The 19442-nt window shown below is 61.1% G+C and carries 22 protein-coding genes; 9 read left to right on the top strand and 13 right to left on the bottom strand.

Annotation, left to right across the window (positions count from 1 at the left end; translation table 11 throughout):
* Positions 1 to 6 precede the first annotated feature (6 nt).
* Positions 7 to 861, top strand: a complete 855-nt coding sequence (locus HBO41_RS21125; protein ID WP_099550328.1) for a sulfurtransferase — start codon at positions 7 to 9, stop codon at positions 859 to 861.
* Between the two features lie 92 nt (positions 862 to 953).
* Here the strand turns inward: HBO41_RS21125 and HBO41_RS21120 are convergent, their stop codons facing one another.
* The 4 genes from HBO41_RS21120 to HBO41_RS21105 form a co-directional block, all read right to left on the bottom strand.
* Positions 954 to 1949, bottom strand: coding sequence for a hydrolase (locus HBO41_RS21120; RefSeq protein WP_169987582.1), 996 nt, complete (start codon positions 1947 to 1949; stop codon positions 954 to 956).
* 229 nt (positions 1950 to 2178) lie between these two features.
* Positions 2179 to 2796: a 16S rRNA (guanine(966)-N(2))-methyltransferase RsmD gene (gene rsmD, locus HBO41_RS21115; protein WP_056857682.1), complete on the bottom strand. Its 618-nt coding sequence runs from the start codon at positions 2794 to 2796 to the stop codon at positions 2179 to 2181.
* Positions 2796 to 4286, bottom strand: coding sequence for a pitrilysin family protein (locus tag HBO41_RS21110; protein WP_099550330.1), 1491 nt, complete (start codon positions 4284 to 4286; stop codon positions 2796 to 2798). Before HBO41_RS21110 ends, rsmD begins: the two co-directional genes overlap by 1 nt.
* Positions 4279 to 5634, bottom strand: a complete 1356-nt coding sequence (locus HBO41_RS21105) for a pitrilysin family protein (protein ID WP_017139467.1) — start codon at positions 5632 to 5634, stop codon at positions 4279 to 4281. Before HBO41_RS21105 ends, HBO41_RS21110 begins: the two co-directional genes overlap by 8 nt.
* Positions 5635 to 5972: 338 nt before the next feature.
* On the opposite strand from HBO41_RS21105, the gene ftsY reads away from it, so the two are divergent.
* The 4 genes from ftsY to rpoH all read left to right on the top strand — a co-directional run bounded on the left by ftsY (position 5973) and on the right by rpoH (position 10068).
* Positions 5973 to 7397 carry a signal recognition particle-docking protein FtsY gene (gene ftsY, locus HBO41_RS21100; RefSeq protein ID WP_099550331.1) on the top strand — a complete coding sequence of 475 codons (1425 nt, stop codon included), beginning with the start codon at positions 5973 to 5975 and terminating at the stop codon, positions 7395 to 7397.
* Entirely contained in the window at positions 7394 to 8065 is a 672-nt protein-coding gene (ftsE, locus tag HBO41_RS21095) for a cell division ATP-binding protein FtsE (protein ID WP_003213784.1), read from the top strand. The genes ftsY and ftsE overlap by 4 nt, the downstream gene beginning before the upstream one ends.
* On the top strand, positions 8062 to 9084 hold the full coding sequence (gene ftsX, locus HBO41_RS21090) for a permease-like cell division protein FtsX (RefSeq protein ID WP_017139466.1): 1023 nt from the start codon (positions 8062 to 8064) through the stop codon (positions 9082 to 9084). The genes ftsE and ftsX overlap by 4 nt, the downstream gene beginning before the upstream one ends.
* Before the next feature lie 129 nt (positions 9085 to 9213).
* Positions 9214 to 10068, top strand: coding sequence for an RNA polymerase sigma factor RpoH (rpoH, locus tag HBO41_RS21085; RefSeq protein WP_017139465.1), 855 nt, complete (start codon positions 9214 to 9216; stop codon positions 10066 to 10068).
* 195 nt (positions 10069 to 10263) lie between these two features.
* Here the strand turns inward: rpoH and mtgA are convergent, their stop codons facing one another.
* A complete protein-coding gene (gene mtgA / locus HBO41_RS21080) occupies positions 10264 to 10986 on the bottom strand; it encodes a monofunctional biosynthetic peptidoglycan transglycosylase (RefSeq protein WP_099550332.1) in 723 nt (240 codons plus the stop codon).
* A 74-nt stretch (positions 10987 to 11060) separates the two neighbouring features.
* Here mtgA and HBO41_RS21075 point away from each other — a divergent pair, with 74 nt between their 5' ends.
* The 4 genes from HBO41_RS21075 (at position 11061) to trmB (ending at position 13305) form a co-directional block, all read left to right on the top strand.
* Positions 11061 to 11438, top strand: a complete 378-nt coding sequence (locus HBO41_RS21075) for a DUF423 domain-containing protein (protein ID WP_056857688.1) — start codon at positions 11061 to 11063, stop codon at positions 11436 to 11438.
* Positions 11439 to 11509: 71 nt separating this feature from the next.
* Complete coding sequence (gene thiS, locus HBO41_RS21070) at positions 11510 to 11710, top strand: sulfur carrier protein ThiS (RefSeq protein WP_032865944.1); 201 nt, start codon at positions 11510 to 11512, stop codon at positions 11708 to 11710.
* Between the two features lie 65 nt (positions 11711 to 11775).
* Positions 11776 to 12570 carry a thiazole synthase gene (locus HBO41_RS21065; RefSeq protein ID WP_017139461.1) on the top strand — a complete coding sequence of 265 codons (795 nt, stop codon included), beginning with the start codon at positions 11776 to 11778 and terminating at the stop codon, positions 12568 to 12570.
* A gap of 9 nt (positions 12571 to 12579) precedes the next feature.
* Complete coding sequence (gene trmB, locus HBO41_RS21060; RefSeq protein WP_017139460.1) at positions 12580 to 13305, top strand: tRNA (guanosine(46)-N7)-methyltransferase TrmB; 726 nt, start codon at positions 12580 to 12582, stop codon at positions 13303 to 13305.
* 143 nt (positions 13306 to 13448) lie between these two features.
* Here the strand turns inward: trmB and HBO41_RS21055 are convergent, their stop codons facing one another.
* The 8 genes from HBO41_RS21055 to proC form a co-directional block, all read right to left on the bottom strand.
* Positions 13449 to 13772 (bottom strand): DUF3392 domain-containing protein, encoded by a 324-nt coding sequence (locus HBO41_RS21055; protein ID WP_017139459.1) that lies wholly within the window; start codon positions 13770 to 13772, stop codon positions 13449 to 13451.
* Positions 13773 to 13789: 17 nt separating this feature from the next.
* Positions 13790 to 14992, bottom strand: coding sequence for a radical SAM family heme chaperone HemW (hemW, locus tag HBO41_RS21050; RefSeq protein WP_262380455.1), 1203 nt, complete (start codon positions 14990 to 14992; stop codon positions 13790 to 13792).
* Positions 14989 to 15582: an RdgB/HAM1 family non-canonical purine NTP pyrophosphatase gene (gene rdgB, locus HBO41_RS21045; RefSeq protein ID WP_017139457.1), complete on the bottom strand. Its 594-nt coding sequence runs from the start codon at positions 15580 to 15582 to the stop codon at positions 14989 to 14991. The genes hemW and rdgB overlap by 4 nt, the downstream gene beginning before the upstream one ends.
* A complete protein-coding gene (locus tag HBO41_RS21040) occupies positions 15579 to 16016 on the bottom strand; it encodes a DUF4426 domain-containing protein (protein WP_017139456.1) in 438 nt (145 codons plus the stop codon). Before HBO41_RS21040 ends, rdgB begins: the two co-directional genes overlap by 4 nt.
* Before the next feature lie 21 nt (positions 16017 to 16037).
* Positions 16038 to 16658, bottom strand: coding sequence for a methionine biosynthesis protein MetW (gene metW / locus HBO41_RS21035; protein ID WP_016972957.1), 621 nt, complete (start codon positions 16656 to 16658; stop codon positions 16038 to 16040).
* A 7-nt stretch (positions 16659 to 16665) separates the two neighbouring features.
* Positions 16666 to 17805 carry a homoserine O-acetyltransferase gene (locus HBO41_RS21030; protein ID WP_138450794.1) on the bottom strand — a complete coding sequence of 380 codons (1140 nt, stop codon included), beginning with the start codon at positions 17803 to 17805 and terminating at the stop codon, positions 16666 to 16668.
* 194 nt (positions 17806 to 17999) lie between these two features.
* Complete coding sequence (locus tag HBO41_RS21025; protein WP_017139454.1) at positions 18000 to 18587, bottom strand: YggT family protein; 588 nt, start codon at positions 18585 to 18587, stop codon at positions 18000 to 18002.
* 25 nt (positions 18588 to 18612) lie between these two features.
* Positions 18613 to 19431: a pyrroline-5-carboxylate reductase gene (gene proC / locus HBO41_RS21020; RefSeq protein WP_169987580.1), complete on the bottom strand. Its 819-nt coding sequence runs from the start codon at positions 19429 to 19431 to the stop codon at positions 18613 to 18615.
* Positions 19432 to 19442 lie beyond the last annotated feature (11 nt).

Raw genomic sequence — 19442 nt, 5'->3', positions numbered from 1 at the left:
CCCGTCATGTCGCTTGCCCAACTGATCAGCCCCCAGCAATTGGCCGAACGCCAAAAGGCCGCGGGGCTGGTGATCCTGGATTGTCGTTTTGCCCTCGAAGACCCGGACTACGGGCTGTGCAGCTATGCCGAAGGGCATATCGAAGGCGCGCAATATGCCGACTTGGAGCGTCATCTCAGTGGGCCGGTGACCAAAGGCGTGACCGGCCGCCACCCGTTACCGGCGGCGGACACTTTGGTTGCGCAACTGCGGGCCTGGGGCATCCATGCCAACACCGACATCGTCCTGTACGACGACGGCCCTGGCGCCTATGCCGCCCGCGCGTGGTGGTTGCTGGCCTGGCTGGGCAAGCGTGACGGGGTGTTTATCCTGGACGGTGGTCTCAAGGCCTGGCACGCCGCCGGTTTCCCGTTGAGCCTCGATGCACCGGTGGTGGAGCCGGGAGCGTTCGCCGGTAAGCCGGACAACCGCCTGCTGCTGGACGCCGAGCATTTGCAAAAGCGCTTGGGTGAGCCGGGCCTCACCTTGATCGACGCCCGTGCAGCGGCGCGTTTTCGCGGCGAGGTAGAGCCGATTGATCCGATTGCCGGGCACATTCCCGGTGCGCAATGTGCAGCGTTCACCGAAAACCTGGGCAGTGATGGCCGCTTTCTACCGGCCGACCAGCTCAAGCAGCGCTTCGCCGCACAGTTGCAGGGCCGGTCACCGGATGAACTGGTGGCGTACTGCGGTTCGGGCGTGACGGCGTGCCACAACTTGTTTGCCTTGAGTTTGGCCGGTTACCCGTTGGGCAAGTTGTATGCGGGGTCGTGGAGTGAGTGGATTACCGACCCCACGCGGCAGATTGCAACCGGCGACTGATTGAATAGCCATGTAAACCCAATAAAACTGTGGGAACTGGTTTGTGTGGGAGCAGGCAAGCCAGCTCCCACACAAACCAGCTCCCACATTTTTTAACTGTGTTGTGTCAGTAACCACTGCGGAATACGGCGCTCCAGGTAGTAACTGGGGCGTTTCAACGTCCCATCCACAAACCCCACATGCCCACCCTTGGCCAACAACTCAAACTCGGTGCAATCCGACAGTTCACTGGCCTCGGGCAGGCTGTGAGCAAACACGAACGGGTCATCGGCGGCCTGGATAATCAGGGTTGGCGTGCGGATTTCGCCCAAGTAGTAACGGCTCGAGGCGCGACGATAATAGTCCTCGGCACTGAGGAACCCGTGCAACGGTGCGGTCACCCGGCCGTCGAAGTCCCAGAACGTGCGCATTTTCTCCAATGAGCCCAGGGCTTCCAGGGTTTTCAGCCCTTCGGCCCGGCCATCTTTCACAAAGCGGCTTTGCTTGACGCGGATATACGCCAACATCTCGCGCATGAAGTGCTTCTGGTACACCCGCGAAAAGCCCAGCCCGATACGGTCAGCGCACTGGTCCAGTCGAAACGGCACCGACACCGCCGCTGCGCCTTGCAGCCCGGACGTCTCGCCGGTTTCGCCCAGGTGCTTGAGCAGCACATTTGCGCCCAACGAATAACCCACCGCATACAGCGGCGCCAAGGGTCGTTTGGCATGCAGATGTGCAATCGCCGCCGCCAGGTCTTCACTGGCACCGGAGTGATAGCTGCGTGCCAACAGGTTTGGCTCGCCCGAGCACCCACGCCAATTCAAGGCGGCGCTGGCCCAGCCTTGAGCTGCGAGGGCTTTTTGCAGCCCGGCCACATAAGGCGAGTTGGACGAGCCGGTCAGCCCGTGCAGCACCAGCACCAATGGCGCTTGCGCGTCATGGGGCCCATGCCAGTCGAGGTCGAGAAAGTCGCCGTCGTCCAGCCACAGGCGTTCGCGTTGGCGTTCGATATGGGTGGTAGGGCGCCACAGCGGGCCCCACAGGGTTTGCAAGTGGGGGTTGCCGAGGCCGAAGGCGGGTTTGAACAGCTCAGAGGACGGGATCATGAAACTCTCGGTAGCAAGCGAGCTTACTGTGGCATGCGAGCTTGTTGTGGCGAGCAGGCTTGCCCTGCGTTGGGCTGCGAAGCGGCCCCAGTAAAGTCGCCGCATTCTATTTGTAGGATCGCGGTGCCTTTAAAAGGGGCTGCTTCGCAGCCCAACGCAGGGCAAGCCTGCTCGCCACAACCATCCTGGCCGCCACAAAAAGCCCGCTCACTACAACATTTACCTAAGGTTAAGCGGCGCTTTCAACCAACCGATGCCACAACGCGTAATACACGCGACCGGACTTCTGCTCCCGGTGCAGGCGCCAGCTGCCCGGCAGGCCGAGGGTAGACGGCGCGGTCTCGCTTTCAGTGTAGATCCACGCATCGGGTGCCAGCCACTGGCGCTCTTCCAGCAGCGCACACACCGTCGGCAACAGGTTCTGGTTGAACGGCGGGTCGAGGAACACCACGTCGTATTCGCTGGCCGCCTGGGTTTCCAGGTAGCGCAGCGCATCGGCTGTCTGCACCTGGCCGGTGGTGCAGCGCAGTGTGCCCAGGTGTTCCTTGAGGCTGGACACCGCCACATTGCTGGCATCCAGCGCCTGGCCCTGGGCGGCGCCACGGGACAGCGCTTCGAGGAACAGCGCGCCGCTGCCGGCGAACGGGTCCAGTACCTTGGCGCCGCCGATATACGGCGCGAGCCAGTTGAACAGGGTTTCACGCACGCGATCCGGCGTTGGGCGCAGGCCCACGACGTCAGGGAAACTCAGCTTGCGGCTGCCCCATTCACCGCCAATGATGCGCAGTTGGCCCACACCGTTATGCACGTTGTGGACAGGTTTTTTCGGGCGAGATGAACTGGCCATTAATGCTCCGGAACCCCGAGCGGCTGCTCGGCGGGTTTATCAGTGGGGGGCGGTAGTGGCTTTTGCGCAATCGTCGGGCCGGCGGTCACGATGACCATCTTGTCGGCGCTCAAGTGTTTATTCATTGCAGCCTTGACCTGCTCTACGGTCAGGGCCTGGGATTGTTTCATGAAATCCTCAAGATAGCTCAGCGGCAGGTTATAGAAACCCATGGCGCCCAGCTGCCCGACGATATCGGCGTTGCTTGCGGTAGACAGCGGGAAGCTACCGGCCAGCTCACGCTTGGCGTCGTCCAGTTCCTTTTGCGTCGGGCCGGTCTTGAGGTAGTCGGCCAGCACGTCTTCAACCAGGCGCAGGGTGCCGCCGCTCATTTCGGCGCGGGTCTGCAGGTTGATCATGAACGGACCACGTACCTGCATCGGCGAGAAACCGGAGTAAACGCCGTAGGTCAGGCCGCGCTTCTCACGCACTTCGCTCATCAAGCGGGTGCCGAAACCACCACCGCCGAGGATCTGGTTGCCCAGGGACAAGGCGGCGTAGTCCGGGTCGGCGCGGTCGATGCCCAGTTGCGCGAACAGTAAATGGGTTTGCTTGGACGGGAACTCGATATGGCTCAGGCCAGCTTTCGGCTCGGTCGGCTGGGCGATCTTGGCCAGGGCCGGGCCTTTGGGCAGCGATGCGGAGACCTTGGCCGTCATGGCCTCAGCGTCGGCGCGAGTCAGATCGCCCACCACGGCAATCACCGCATTGCCCGCTGCATATGCTTTGGCGTGGAACGCCTGCAACTGCGCCAGGGTAATCGCCGGAATGCTCTCAGGCGTGCCTTCGCTCGAGTGCGCGTAAGGGTGGTCGCCGTACAACCGCTTGAACAACTCAAGGCTGGCCAGCTTGCCTGGGTTCTGTTTCTGGTACTCAAAACCGGCCAGAATCTGGTTCTTGATGCGCGCCAGGGAGTCGGCCGGGAAAGTCGGCTTGCCGATCACTTGGTCAAACAGCGTCAGGGCCGCGTCGCGCTTGTCGCTGTCGCTCAGGCTGCGCAGGGACACCAACGCCATGTCGCGATAAGCGCCGTTGCCGAAGTCGGCACCCAGGCCTTCAAAGCCGCTGGCGATCTGGCTGACATCCTTGCCCGGTATGCCTTCGTTGAGCATGGCGTTGGTCAGCAACGCAACGCCTGGGGTATTGCCGTCCTGGCTGCTGCCGGCGGCGAACAGGATGCGCATGTCGAACATTGGCAGTTCGTGGGCTTCGACGAACAGCACCTTGGCGCCCTCGGCGGTGGTCCAGGTTTGCACGTCGAGCTTGCGGTTGGTCGGCGCCTTGCCGTCCAGTTCTGCCAAAGATTGCAGTTTGTTGGCCGATTGCGCCTTGTCCAGCGCCTGGCTGGCCACCGATTCACTCGGGCGCAGGAAGTACACGGCGCTGGCGGCGATCAGGGTGACGACGACCAGGCCGGGGAAGATCAGGCGGCTGCTTTTGCGATTACTCATGAGCGGTCTCCTCGGGCAAAACATGGGCGACGCTCAAACGTTCGCGGGTGAAGTAGGTGCGCGCGGCTTTCTGGATATCTTCCGGGGTCACGCTTTGCAGGTCGGCAAGCTCGGTGTCCATGAGTTTCCAGGACAGGCCAACGGTTTCCAGCGAGCCGATGGCCGTGGCCTGGCTGGTGATGGAATCACGTTGGTAAACCACGCCGGCAATTACTTGGGCGCGGATACGCTCCAGTTCTTCGGTGGTCGGCGGCTTGGCTTTCAACTCGTCCAGCAGGCGCCACAGGCCGGCTTCGGCCTGGGCAATGGTCTTTTTCTTCTGCTGATTCGGCGTGGCGCTCAATGTGAACAGGCTGTCACCACGGGTATAGGCGTCGTAGCTGGTGGACGCGCCGGAGACCAGTTCTTCACCGCGCTCCAGCTGTTCCGAGATACGCGCGCTGTAGCCGCCATCGAGCAGGGCCGAGAGCAGGCGCAGGGCTTGCACCGAGCGCTTGTCTTCGGCAGTCGCCAGGCCCGGCACGTTGAAACCGAGGATCACGCTCGGCAGTTGGGTCTGCACGTGCAGGGTCAGTAAGCGCTCGCCAGGTTCGGCCAGTTCCAGTGGGATCTTGGCGGGTGGCACATCACGCTTGGGGATTGGGCCGAAGTAACGTTCGGCGAGTTTCTTGACCTCGTCCGGCGTCACGTCGCCGACCACCACCAGTGTGGCGTTGTTCGGCACATACCAGGACTGGTACCAGTGGCGCAGTTCTTCAACCTTCATGCGCTCAAGGTCGGCCATCCAGCCGATGGTCGGCGTGTGATAGCCGCTGGCCGGGTAGGCCATCGCCTTGAAGCGCTCGTAGGCCTTGGACATCGGGTTGTCGTCGGTGCGCAGGCGGCGTTCTTCCTTGATCACCTCGATTTCGCGGCTGAACTCATCGGCCGGCAGGCGCAGGCTGGCCATGCGGTCGGCCTCCAGTTCGAAAGCGACACCCAGGCGGTCACGCGCCAGTACCTGGTAATACGCGGTGTAGTCGTCGCTGGTGAAGGCGTTTTCTTCAGCGCCCAGGTCACGCAGGATCAGCGAGGCTTCGCCGGGACCGACTTTGGCGCTGCCCTTGAACATCATGTGTTCCAGGGCATGGGACAAACCGGTCTGGCCCGGGGTTTCGTAGCTCGAACCGACCTTGTACCAAACCTGGGAAACCACCACCGGCGCGCGATGGTCTTCGCGCACGACCACTTTAAGGCCGTTATCGAGGGTGAATTCATGGGTGGGTTGTGGGTCGGCAGCCAAGGCTGAAAGAGGCAGACAAACTGTGCTGAGCAGCAGGCCTGCGGCGCGGCGGGCTAGAGCAATCATTCGTGTTTTAACCTGTTGGGCTACCCGCTTGGTCTTAGCGTCGGCGGGCGAGGAGGTGCTAGGATACTGATCCGGTTTGGACAGGGCCACTGTGGCAGTCATCTTGTCCCGGTTTCAGTCGTAGGAATGTAGGAATTGGCGCTGGGTTTCCCCGACGATCTTCTACTTTTCGCCGATTTTGTCGCTTCAGTCCTTTATTGAAACGATTTGTTGAGGCCTTTATTTACGCCTTACAAAATGTTGCGCATGAACAAGCGAGCGTTAAAGCAGTCTGTTCTGCATCGAATTTATTTACCGAGGCGCCCTGGCGCATCGCTACTTTGAGATAGCCGTCCTCCATGTTTGGTTCCAACGACGACAAGAAGAGTCCAGCTGCGGCTGGCGAGAAAAAAGGCCTGTTCGGATGGCTGCGCAAAAAGCCGCAGGAAACCGTCGTCGAACAGCCACAGGTTCAGCCTGAGCCGATTCCAGAGCCTGTATTAGAAGCCGAACCGGTCGCTGAAACCCCGGCGCCGGTGGTGTTGCCGATGGCTGAGCCCGTATTGCAGCCAGCGGCACAGGTTGAGCCAGAGCCAGAGCACAAGTCGTGGCTGGAACTGCCGGTGGCCGAAGAGCCTGTGGCGCTGGTTGAAGACGTGCAGGCTGAGCACGTGACGCCGCCGATTCCGGTCGTGGTTGAGCCGGTGGCGGTTGTGGTCGAAGCGCCGCCAGTGATCGAAACGCCTGCGCCGGTGGTTGTGGAGCCAGCGCCGGCACCTGTGGTGGTTGCCGCCCCCGCCATTATCGAGCCGCCGGTCGCCCCGGAGCCCGTTGTTGCTCCCGCTGAAACCAGCAAAACCGGCTTCTTCGCCCGCCTCAAGCAAGGCCTGAGCAAAACCAGCGCCAGTATCGGCGAAGGCATGGCCAGCCTGTTCCTGGGCAAGAAGGTTATTGATGACGAGCTGCTGGAAGACATCGAAACCCGTCTGTTGACCGCCGACGTGGGCGTCGAAGCCACTGCCGTGATCATCCAGAGCCTGACCCAGAAGGTTGCGCGCAAGCAGTTGACCGACGCCGATGCGCTCTACAAATCCCTTCAGGCCGAACTGGCTGCGATGCTCAAGCCGGTGGAAGCGCCGCTGGTGATCACGCCGAACAAGCCGTTCGTGATCCTGGTCGTCGGCGTCAACGGCGCCGGCAAAACCACCACCATCGGCAAGTTGGCCAAGAAGCTGCAGTCGGAAGGCAAAAAAGTCATGCTCGCCGCCGGTGACACCTTCCGCGCCGCTGCCGTGGAGCAGTTGCAGGTCTGGGGTGAGCGCAACAAGATCCCGGTCATCGCCCAGCACACCGGCGCCGATTCCGCCTCGGTGATTTTCGATGCCGTGCAGGCTGCCAAGGCCCGTAACATCGATGTGTTGATCGCTGATACCGCCGGTCGCCTGCACACCAAAGACAACCTGATGGAAGAACTGAAGAAAGTGCGCCGCGTAATCGGCAAGCTCGACGCCGACGCCCCGCACGAAGTGCTGCTGGTGCTCGACGCCGGCACTGGCCAGAACGCCATCAGCCAGGCCAAACAATTCAACCAGACGGTGCAACTGACCGGCCTGGCATTGACTAAGCTCGACGGCACGGCCAAGGGTGGTGTGATCTTCGCCCTGGCCAAACAGTTCGGGTTGCCGATTCGTTATATCGGTGTCGGTGAAGGTATCGACGACCTGCGCACCTTTGAAGCCGAACCCTTTGTACAGGCACTTTTCGCCGAGCGGGAGCGTTCATGATTCGATTCGAACAGGTCGGTAAACGCTACGCCAACGGGCATGTGGGCTTGCATGAGCTGAGCTTTCGAGTGCGGCGTGGCGAGTTTCTATTTGTAACCGGCCATTCAGGCGCCGGTAAAAGTACGCTGTTGCGGCTGTTGCTGGCGATGGAGCGCCCGACCACCGGCAAGCTGCTGCTGGCCGGCCAGGATCTGGCCACCATCAGCAATGCACAAATCCCGTTCCTGCGCCGCCAGATCGGCGTGGTGTTCCAGAACCACCAGTTGCTGTTCGATCGTACGGTGTTCAACAACATTGCTTTGCCGCTGCAGATTCTCGGCTTGTCCAAGGCTGAAATCGTCAAACGTGTGGATTCGGCCCTGGAGCGCGTGGCACTGTCGGACAAGACCGACCTGTACCCGGGCGACCTGTCCACCGGCCAACAACAGCGCGTCGGCATCGCCCGCGCCATTGTCCACCGCCCGGCCTTGTTGCTGGCGGACGAACCTACCGGTAACCTCGACCCGCGTCTGGCGGCTGAGATCATGGGCGTGTTCGAAGACATCAACCGCCTGGGCACCAGCGTATTGATCGCCAGTCACGACCTGGCACTGATCGCCCGTATGCGCCACCGCATGCTGACCTTGCAACGCGGCCGCCTGATCGGCGACGGGGAGGCTGGCGTATGAGTGCGACTCGCAGCCCCAAGGTTTCCGAGCGTGTGGCGCCAAAAGCCGCCGACCCGCAACCGCCGAAGAAAAAACGCGACGAAGATGATGGCCCGGATTTCGCCACGCTGCTGCGCGCCTGGATCGAAAGCCATCGCGCCAGCTTGGTCGACAGCCTGCGCCGCCTGGGCAAGCAGCCGATCGGCAGCTTTTTCACCTGCCTGGTAATGGCTGTGGCACTGAGCCTGCCGATGGGTTTGTCGCTGCTGCTTAATAATGTGGAGCGCCTGGGCGGTTCCTGGCAGCGCGCGGCGCAGATTTCGCTGTACCTGGACCTCGACACCAGCGCCAAAGATGGCGAGAACCTGCGCGACGACATCAAGAACCTGCCGGGCGTGGCGGATGCCGAATACATCAGCCGCGATCAGGCCCTTGAAGAGTTCCAGCAGCAATCAGGCCTGGGTGAGGCGCTTAAAGAGCTGCCGCAGAACCCGCTGCCGGGCGTGGTGCTGGTGACGCCGAACGAAGTCGACAAGCCAGCGCTTGAGGCCCTGCGACAAAAACTCGCAGAGATGCCCAAGGTACAACAGGCACAACTTGATCTAGTCTGGGTAGAGCGTCTGGCGGCCATTCTCAAGCTGGGCGACCGCTTTGTGTTCGGCCTGACGGTGTTGTTGGTGTCTGCATTACTTTTGGTGATAGGTAATACCATTCGTCTTCATATTGAAAACCGCCGCACCGAGATAGAAGTGATTAAACTGGTCGGCGGCACAGACAGCTATGTGCGTAGGCCTTTTCTGTACATGGGCGCGCTTTATGGCTTCGGTGCCGGGATTTTGTCCTGGGGCGTTTTGGCTTTTGGCTTGAACTGGCTCAACGACGCGGTAGTAGGGCTGGCCGGTTTGTACGGCAGCGATTTTGCCCTGGCCGGCGTGCCGGTCGCCGATGGCTTGAGTCTCTTGCTTGGTGCCGTCTTGTTGGGGTATATCGGTGCCTGGATTGCGGTCGCTCGTCATTTACGTGAGCTGGCACCGAAGTAGTTAATGTCAGATTAATGTGGTTTCGTTTGTATTGACCGTATTGGTGGTTTAGGGAACTTGTCCTACGGTTCCCGGTCAATTTTCGCAGTGCTGAACTGCACGAGTTATGTGAGTCGGAGGTTTTTTCGTATGACCACTTCTTTGCAACCTGCTTATGCTCTGGTCCCGGGTGCGAACCTGGAGGCCTATGTGCACACGGTCAACAGCATTCCATTGCTGACGCCCGAGCAGGAGCGTGAACTGGCCGAGAGTCTCTACTATGAGCAGGATTTGGGGGCGGCTCGGCAGATGGTGCTCGCCCACCTGCGTTTTGTCGTACATATCGCCCGTAGCTATAGCGGCTACGGGTTGGCCCAGGCTGACCTGATCCAGGAAGGCAACGTCGGCCTGATGAAGGCTGTAAAGCGCTTCAACCCTGAGATGGGCGTGCGCCTGGTATCGTTTGCCGTGCACTGGATCAAGGCGGAAATCCACGAGTTCATCCTGCGCAACTGGCGCATCGTGAAAGTCGCGACCACCAAGGCCCAGCGCAAGCTGTTCTTCAACCTGCGCAGTCAGAAAAAACGCCTGGCGTGGCTGAACAACGAGGAAGTCCACCGCGTGGCCGAAAGCCTCGGCGTGGAGCCGCGTGAAGTGCGCGAGATGGAAAGTCGCCTGACCGGCCATGATATGGCCTTCGACCCGGCCGCTGAAGCGGACGACGACAGCGCCTTCCAATCGCCGGCCAACTACCTGGAAGACCACCGGTACGACCCGGCGCGTCAACTGGAAGACGCCGACTGGAGCGACAACTCCAACCAGAACCTGCACGAAGCGCTGGAAGTGCTGGACGACCGTAGCCGTGACATCCTCTATCAGCGCTGGCTGGCTGAAGAAAAAGCCACGCTGCACGACCTGGCACAGAAGTACAACGTGTCGGCCGAGCGGATTCGTCAGCTTGAGAAAAGCGCGATGAACAAGCTGAAGTTGTCGATCGCCGCTTAAAACGCTGCGATAAGACAAAAAAATGCCCCGATCGAAAGATTGGGGCATTTTTGTTTGCAGTCGAAAATCTCAAGCTCAACTCGGTCCACTGTGGGAGCTGGCTTGCCTGCGATGAGGCAGTATCTGCTAACACATGGGTAGTTTGACCCACCGCTATCGCAGGCAAGCCAGCTCCCACATGGGTAGTGCAGTGTGTCAATCGGACCAGGGGGCTTTGCGGGAGTTATTCAATTCCACCAAGTAACCATCCCCACCCAACTGGCTCATCTGCTGCCGAATCCATGCCGCTCGCCTTGCCACATAGGCTGTTGGATGGCTGGCACTCCACACTCGAGGGTTGGGCAAAACCGCCGCCAGATAGCTGGCCTGCTGACGGGAAAGCGCTTTGGCACTCACGCCAAAGTGATGCCGCGCGGCGGCCTCTGCGCCAAACACGCCTTCATCCCACTCCACGCTATTGAGGTACACCTCAAGAATCCGCTGCTTGGGCCACAACACTTCGATCAGTGCGGTAAACCAGGCTTCCAGGCCTTTGCGCAGATAACTGCGACCGGTCCACAAAAACAGGTTCTTTGACACTTGCTGGCTCAGAGTGCTGGCGCCGCGAATCGAACCGCCGCGCTCGTTGTGCAGCAGCGCCGCCTGGATCGCGCCGAAGTCAAAACCCCAATGCTGCGGGAAACGCTGGTCTTCACCCGCCATTACCGCCACTTTCAGTTCGTCGGATATCTCATCCCACGGCACCCAGGTGCGCTGCACATCGATCGGCTCGCCGTCGATCCAGGATTCGATCTTGCGCTCCACCATCAACGCGGTGAACGGCGGCGGCACCACACGAAACAGCAGCACCAGCAGCACACTGCCGATGGCAAACCATTTAATGACTTTAAGAAAGCGCTTGAAGAGGAGACGCAGCATAGAGATGGCTTGGCCGAACCCGTTGAGCGGGCCATTATACAGACCCTGCCCCTCGAGTCTGACTGGAGTTCCTCATGCTGCGTAGCTTTCTGATGCTGGCTGCCTTTTTCGGCTTTACCGGCGTCGCCCTGGGCGCCTTTGCCGCCCACGGCCTGAAAAACCGCCTGAGCGCCGAGTACCTGGCGATCTTCCATACGGGCGTCACCTACCAGTTGGTGCACGCCCTGGCGCTGTTCGGCGTGGCGTTGCTGGCCGCGCATATTCCTGGCCGATTGGTCAGCTGGGCGGGCATCTCCTTTACCGTCGGCATCCTGCTGTTCTCGGGCAGTCTGTATGCGCTGACCCTGACCGGCATCAGCAAGCTCGGCATCATCACGCCGTTTGGTGGTCTGGCCTTCTTGCTCGGCTGGTTCTTCCTCGGTTTGACTGCGTGGCGTCTACAGGTAGCCTGACCAAGGGACTTGGGTCAGCCACGCTGATCGGGCTAGAATGCTGGCCCCTAAAAACGATGGCGGCCCGTGGCATGCGCATTCAGTTGAACGGCGAATCCTTTGAACTGCCCGACGGTGAAACCGTTGCGGCCCTGCTGACCCGTCTGGACCTGACCGGACGCCGAGTCGCAGTGGAGCTCAACCTGGATATCGTCCCGCGTAGCCAGCATGCCGAAACCGCGCTCACCGAAGGTGATCAGGTCGAAGTGGTCCACGCCATCGGCGGCGGCTAGCCGCCCGGCGCTCAAGGGCGTCAACCCGCATTCTGCAGAACCTCACCCCAATTCGAGGATTTCCCATGAGCATCGTTCGTAGCGACAAGCCCTTCGTCCTGGCCGGTCGTACCTACCAGTCCCGCCTGCTGGTTGGCACCGGCAAGTACCGCGACATGGAAGAAACCCGTCTGGCCATCGAAGCCTCGGGTGCCGAGATCGTGACGTTTGCCGTGCGCCGCACCAACCTCGGCCAGATCGAAGGCGAACCGAACCTGCTCGAAGTGTTGTCGCCGGATCGCTACACCTTCCTGCCGAACACTGCCGGTTGCTACGATGCCATCGAAGCCGTGCGCACCTGCCGCCTGGCCCGTGAGCTGCTTGACGGCCACAACCTGGTGAAACTGGAAGTGCTGGCCGATCAGAAAACCCTGTTCCCCAACGTGATCGAAACCCTCAAGGCCGCCGAAACCCTGGTCAAGGAAGGCTTCGACGTGATGGTCTACACCAGTGATGACCCGATCATCGCTCGCCAATTGGCCGAAATCGGCTGCATCGCCGTGATGCCGCTGGCCGGCCTGATCGGTTCTGGCCTGGGCATCTGCAACCCGTACAACCTGCAAATCATCCTCGAAGAAGCCAGGATTCCGGTGCTGGTGGACGCGGGCGTGGGCACTGCCTCCGACGCTACCATCGCCATGGAGCTGGGTTGCGACGCGGTGCTGATGAACTCGGCCATCGCCCATGCCCAGCAGCCGGTCATGATGGCCCAAGCCATGCAACACGCAATCGTCGCGGGCCGCTTGGCCTACCTCGCCGGTCGCATGCCGAAAAAACTGTACGCCAGCGCCTCCTCGCCGCTGGATGGTCTGATCAAGTAAGAGCCATTGATGACTGAATCAAACGAAACGCCGAACACCGTGGAAGAAGGCGACGAGTCCAAGCACCGCCGCATCAAGAGTTTTGTGATGCGCGCCGGCCGCATGACCGAAGGCCAGCAAAAGGGCCTGGAGCAAGGTACGCCGCTGTTCGTGTTGCCATTGGCCGACGCGCCGGTGGACTACGACCAGGTGTTCGGCCGTTCGGCCCCGCGTTCCCTGGAAATCGGTTTCGGCATGGGCCACTCCCTGCTGGAAATGGCCGCGGCCGCGCCGGACCAGGACTTTATCGGGGTGGAAGTGCACCGCCCAGGTGTCGGCGCGCTGCTTAACGGCGTACTGACCCAAGGCCTGACCAACCTGCGAGTCTACGACTGCGACGCGATTGAAGTACTCAACCGCTGCATCGCCGACAACAGCCTCGACCGCCTGATGCTGTTCTTCCCGGACCCATGGCACAAATCGCGTCACCACAAACGCCGTATCGTCCAGGCTTCCTTCGCGGAGCTGGTGCGCAGCAAGCTGAAAGTGGGTGGCATTCTGCACATGGCCACAGACTGGGAGCCGTATGCCGAATACATGCTGGAAGTGATGGACGTAGCGCCTGGCTACCGCAACCTGGCCGAAGACGGCAAATGCGTGCCGCGCCCGGCCGAGCGCCCGATCACCAAGTTCGAACGCCGCGGCGAGCGACTGGGGCATGGGGTTTGGGATTTGAAGTTCGAGAAGGTTGACTGACAAGCCAATAGCCGGCTTGGAGTGCAATCAACTGTGGGAGCTGGCTTGCCTGCGATAGCATCACCTCAGTATCACAGATACACCGAGGTGCCTGCATCGCAGGCAAGCCAGCTCCCACAGTTGTTTTGTGTTGGGCTTTGGAATCAGCGGCGGTCGGCGACTACGCCAATCAACACCAGCACCACCACCAACACCGGCGCCAAACTGTAGTTATTAAACTGGCTCAGCCCCCGCACAATCCAAGGCGTGGCATACAGCAAGGCTGCGCCGCTGCCGATCATGCATACCAGCGCCATCAACGGTACGCGCAATGCTCCGGCGATGCTGCCCAAGCGGCCTTCGATCCAGCCTTTGATATCCGCGCCAAACAACACCAGCAAACAACCGACAAGGGCCAGGGAGATTTCCGACAGGTTGCTACGGCTCCAGCGGGACACGGTGGCGAGCAGGTCGAGTACCAAATCCATGTGATTTCCTTAGAGCGTCAGCTCAAAAACTTCTGCAACAGGTCATTGAGAAAGAGTTGCCCACGGTCGGTGGCCGCCAGGCGTGACGGTTCGACCTGCATTAAGCCACTTTGTTCTGCCTCCTGGCGGCCTTCGTCGAGGCTGGCCAGGTCGAGGCCGGTGCGTTCGGCGTACAGCTTGGATTCAACGCCTTCGGTGAGGCGCAAAGCGTTCATCAGGAACTCGAACGGCAGCTCCTCATTGGTCAGTTCTTTCGCCCCGGCCTGGAAACTTTTTGCCGGGTTGAGGTAGTCCTTTGGCGCCCGGGTTTTCCAGGTGCGCACGATGCGCCCGTCCGGATGGCTGAGCTTGCCGTGGGCGCCCGCGCCGATGCCGATAAAGTCGCCGAAGCTCCAGTAATTCAGGTTATGCCGCGCCGGGCGGCCCGGTTGGGCATAGGCCGACACTTCATATTGCGCGTAACCGTGTTCGGCCAGCAGTGCCTGGCCAGCTTCCTGAATGTTCCACAGCGTGTCGTCTTCCGGCAGCGCGGGCGGCTGGTTCCAAAATACGGTGTTGGGTTCCAGCGTCAGCTGATACCAGGACAAGTGCGTTGGCTTCAATGCGATGGCCTGGCGCAAGTCGCTCAGGGCATCGTCCAGTGACTGATCGGGCAAGCCGTGCATCAGGTCCAGGTTGAAGTTGTCGAACCCGGCCTGGCGCGCCATGCCTGCGGCGCGTACGGCTTCATCGCCATTGTGGATACGGCCCAGGGCTTCAAGCTTTTCCTGCTGAAAGCTCTGGATGCCGATGGACAGGCGATTGATCCCCAGCTTGCGGTACGCCACGAACTTCTCTTGCTCGAAGGTGCCAGGGTTGGCTTCCAGGGTGATTTCGATGTCGTTGGCAAACGGGATACGGGCTTGCACGCCTTTGAGCAGGCGCCCCAGCGCGGCGGCGCTGAACAGGCTGGGCGTGCCGCCACCGAAGAAAATCGAGCTTAGTTCACGGCCGTAAACCGCATGCAGGTCTTGATCAAGGTCGGCCAGCAATGCGTCTACGTACTCTTCTTCCGGCAGCACTTTGCTGGCGGTGTGGGAGTTGAAGTCGCAATACGGGCATTTGCGCACGCACCACGGGATGTGGATGTACAGCGCCAGGGGCGGCAGCACCGACAAGGCCGCCCGAGGCGTTTGCGCGCCGCCGTGGATCAGCGGCTGCGCAGAGGTGTTTTGGGTCATTTCAGGCTCAGGCGTTGGCGCAGCAAATCCATTGCGCGGGCGCGGTGGCTGATCTGGTTCTTGTCGGCCGGGCTCAGTTCGGCGCTGGAGACATTGCGCTCCGGCACCCAGAACAGCGGGTCATAGCCAAAGCCATGCTCGCCACTGGCGGCATGCAGGATGCGCCCGTGCCACAGGCCTTCGCACAGAATCGGCAACGGGTCATCAGCGTGGCGAACCAGCGCCAGCACGCAGACAAACTGTGCGCCGCGCATCGCGTCCGGCACGTCCTTGAGGGCGTCCAGCAGTTTGGCGTTGTTGGCCGCGTCGCCTTTGCCATCGGCATACCGCGCCGAGTAGATGCCCGGTGCGCCGCCGAGGAAGTCCACGGCCAGGCCCGAGTCATCCGCCAGCGCCGGCAGGCCGGAGATGCGTGCGGCATTGCGGGCCTTGAGGATGGCGTTTTCGACAAACGACAGGCCGGTCTCTTCCGGTTCGACCTGGCTGAACTCGCCGATCGAGCGCAGCTGCACGGAGTCGCCGAGCATGGCCTGGAGTTCTTTGAGTTTGCCGGCGTTATGGCTGGCGAGTACGAGCTGTGTCAGGTTCATTTGGTGCCCGGAAAAAGTTCTTGGACGAAGCTGAAGCCGTGGGCCTTGCCACCGGTTTCAACGTTGATGGTAAACGTCCGGTATTCCTGCTGTGTGACCGAGTAGGGCGCCAGGTACGAGATGCCGCCCTTTTCAGTAATCTGCTTGAACGTCAGCACTTCGCTCTTGCCGCTCAAGTCCTTGATCGTGCCGGTCACCTGCGCGGCCACTGGCGTCACGCCCTTGATCACCGACACATTGATCAGGCCCTTCTCGTTGCTGCGCACGATACCGGCTGCCTGGGCGGTTTCCGGTTGCAGGAAACTCGAGGTGAAGGTGTTGTAGTGCACAGTGATATCGCCAAATTCTTTCTGGCGGTTACCGTCGACGGCGTCTGCTGCCACGGCGCTGGCGCCCAGGAAGGCGGTCAATAGAAAAACAGCCAAACGACTCATGATCGTGCCTCTTGATAATGATTAGACGGCAATCTTGTGGTCGGTCAGGCCAGGGCTGCTGACCCGGTAGATACCAATTTCGCCCAACAGATTAGGCCATAGCTTACTCGCCCACCCATGGCGGTGCTGTTGATCGACGGCAAGGCGGTTGATCACCTTGGCTTCACGCTCGCCGCACAGGGCTTCGAAGTCTTCAAACGTACAGAAGTGGATGTTCGGCGTGTTGTACCAGGTGTATGGCAGGAAGTCCGAGACCGGCATCCGGCCCTTGGTCGCCAGGTACCAGCGGCAGCGCCAGTGGCCGAAGTTGGGGAAGGTAATGATGCACTGACGGCCCACGCGCAGCATCTCGTCGAGGATGCGGTCCGGGTAATGCACCGCTTGCAGGGCCTGGGTCATCACCACGATATCGAAACTGTTGCTGGCAAAGTTGCCCAGGCCCTTGTCCAGGTCCTGCTCGATCACGTTGATGCCCTTGGCCACGCACTGGGCGATGTTGTCCGGGTCGTTTTCCAGGCCATACCCGGTGACTTGCTTGTTGTCGCGCAGCCAGCTGAGCAGTTCGCCATCACCGCAGCCCAGGTCGAGCACGCGGCTGCCGGCGGGGATCCAGTCTTGGATGATTTCCAGGTCGGCTCTCATGGCGTTCTCACAAAGTAATGCGGTTCATGTAGTTGCTGAAAGCCTGCAGGTAGCGTGGGATCGGAATCAGGAAGGCGTCATGGCCTTGCGGAGCATCGATCTCGAGGTAGCAGACGTCTTTGCGTGCGGCCATCAAGGCGTCCACCAGTTCACGCGAACGCGCTGGCGAGAAGCGCCAATCGGTGGTGAATGACATCACGCAGAACTTGGCCGTGGCGTGCTCGAAGGTTTTCGCCAGGTCGTCGTCGTGGTTGGCGGCCGGGTCGAAGTAGTCCAGCGCCTTGGTCATCAGCAAGTAAGTGTTGGCGTCGAAGCGCCCCGAGAACTCCTCGCCCTGGTAACGCAGGTAGCTTTCGACCTGGAACTCGACACTGTGGAAGTCGTAGTTGAGCTTTTCGCTCTTGAGCCCACGGCCGAATTTTTCGCCCATGGAGTCATCGGACAGGTAGGTGATATGCCCGACCATCCGCGCCAGCATCAAGCCGCGCTTGGGGATCACACCGGCTTCCTGGAACGAACCGCCGTGGAACTCGGGGTCGGTGAGGATGGCCTGGCGTGCCACTTCGTTGAACGCGATGTTCTGCGCCGACAGTTTTGGGGCCGAGGCGATGGCCAGGCAATGGCGCACGCGATCCGGATAGGAAATGGTCCATTGCAGCGCCTGCATGCCGCCCAGGCTGCCGCCGATCACGGCGGCCCATTGGTTGATGCCCAGCAAGTCGGCAAGGCGCGCCTGGCTGTGCACCCAGTCTTCCACGGTCAGCACCGGGAAGTCGGCGCCGAACGGCTTGCCGGTTTCCGGGTTGAGGCTGCTCGGGCCGGTGGAACCATTGCAGCCGCCGAGGTTGTTCAGGCTGACCACAAAGAATTTGTTGGTGTCGATGGGCTTGCCGGGGCCGATGCAGCTGTCCCACCAGCCGGGCTTGCGCTCGTCGGCACTGTGAAAGCCAGCGGCGTGATGATGGCCGGACAGGGCGTGGCAGATCAGCACGGCGTTGCTCGCCGTGGCGTTCAACTGGCCGTAGGTTTCATAGATCAGGTCGTAGGCAGGCAGCGAACGGCCGCAGGCCAGGGCCAGCGGTTCGCTGAAGTGCGCCACTTGGGGCACGACCAGTCCAACAGAATCGGGGGGGAAGGCAGCTGGCATCGACCCTGCTCTCGTTTAAATGAGGCGTAAGTCTAAAGAGCGGTGACCCCAGCGGCAAGCAAAGGCCCGCACCAGTACGCAGATACAGATATCAGCACTGGCTTGTGTGGGAGCTGGCTTGCCTGCGATTGCATCACCAAGGTGAGACTGACACACCGAGGAGCCTGCATCGCAGGCAAGCCAGCTCCCACCTATCAGATCAGGCCGAACAGCTCTTTAGGCATGAACGCATAGTAGGCCAAGCGCGGAATCACCCAGCTTTGCAGCAGCTGGATCGCGATAAACGCGAAGATTGGCGAGATATCCAGGCCGCCCAGGTTCGGGATCAGGCGACGGAATGGTGCCAGCACCGGTTCGGTGATCTGGGCTACCAACTCAGCACCCGGGCTGCGGCTGCCGGGTGCGACCCACGACAGAATCACGCTGATGATCATCGACCAGAAAATGATCTTCAAAAACAGCGAGAAGATTCCGATCAAGCCCCATGGCAACAGCAGCACGGTGAACGCCTGGTAGCCGTTGAGCATCAGGATCACTACAAACAACAGGATTTGCAGCAGCAGTGCCAGCACCAGCGAGGACATGTCCAGGCCGAACATGCTCGGCACTACCCGGCGCAGTGGCTTGAGCAGCGGTTGGGTGGCCTTGACCACGAATTGGCACAGCGGGTTGTAGAAGTTCGCCCGCACCAGTTGCAGGATAAAACGCATCAGCACGATCAGCAGGTACAGGCTGCCCAAGGTCTGGATGATGAAAATGGCAGCGTCATTGATTCCGAGCATGTTTGATTACCTTGGTAAGGGATGACTATTTGCCCAGTTGCTCAGCCATCTCGGCTGAACGGTGTGCTGCGGCACCCAGTGCTTTTTCCACCAGGGCTTCAAAGCCCCCGGCCTGGAAGGATTCGATGGCGGCCTGCGTGGTACCGCCTGGCGAGGTCACGCGACGGCGCAACTCGGCGGCGTCCACAGCGCTTTCTACCGCCATGTTCGCGGCGCCCAAAGCAGTTTGCTCGGCCAGTTGCTCGGCGACTTCATGGGGCAGGCCGAGTTTGACGCCGGCGGCGGTCATGGCTTCGATCAGCAGGAAGAAGTAAGCCGGGCCGCTGCCGGACACGGCGGTGACCGCGTCCAACTGCTGCTCCTGTTCCAGCCACACGGCCAGGCCCACGGCAGACAGCAGTTCCTGAGCCTGGTCGCGCTGCTCGGCAGTCACCTCGGAGGTGGCGTACAAGCCGCTGACGCCCTTGCGCAGCAGTGCCGGAGTGTTGGGCATGCAGCGCACGATCGGCTGGGCACCGAGCCAGGTGTTCATGCTGGCGCAGGTGATGCCGGCGGCGATCGACACCACCAGTTGGTGCGGTTGCAGGCTCGGGCGCAGGCTTTCGCACACGGCCTTCATGGCTTGCGGTTTTACCGCCAGCACGATCACGTCGACGCCCTGGATGGCCTCGGCGTTATCGGCAAAGGTTTCGATACCGTGCTCGGCGCTGACGCGGGTGCGGGTCTCGGCGCCGGGGTCGCTGGCGCGGATCTGCGTGGTTTCCAGGCCCTTGGCCCGCAGGCCGCCGATCAGGCTGGCCGCCATGTTGCCGGCGCCGATAAAGGCTATACGCGTGTTGCTCATGACAGGTCCTT

It is taken from the genome of Pseudomonas sp. WS 5146, from assembly GCF_012985495.1.
Classification (GTDB): Bacteria; Pseudomonadota; Gammaproteobacteria; order Pseudomonadales; family Pseudomonadaceae; genus Aquipseudomonas; species Aquipseudomonas edaphica.
This window is presented reverse-complemented; position numbering and strand designations above follow the sequence as displayed.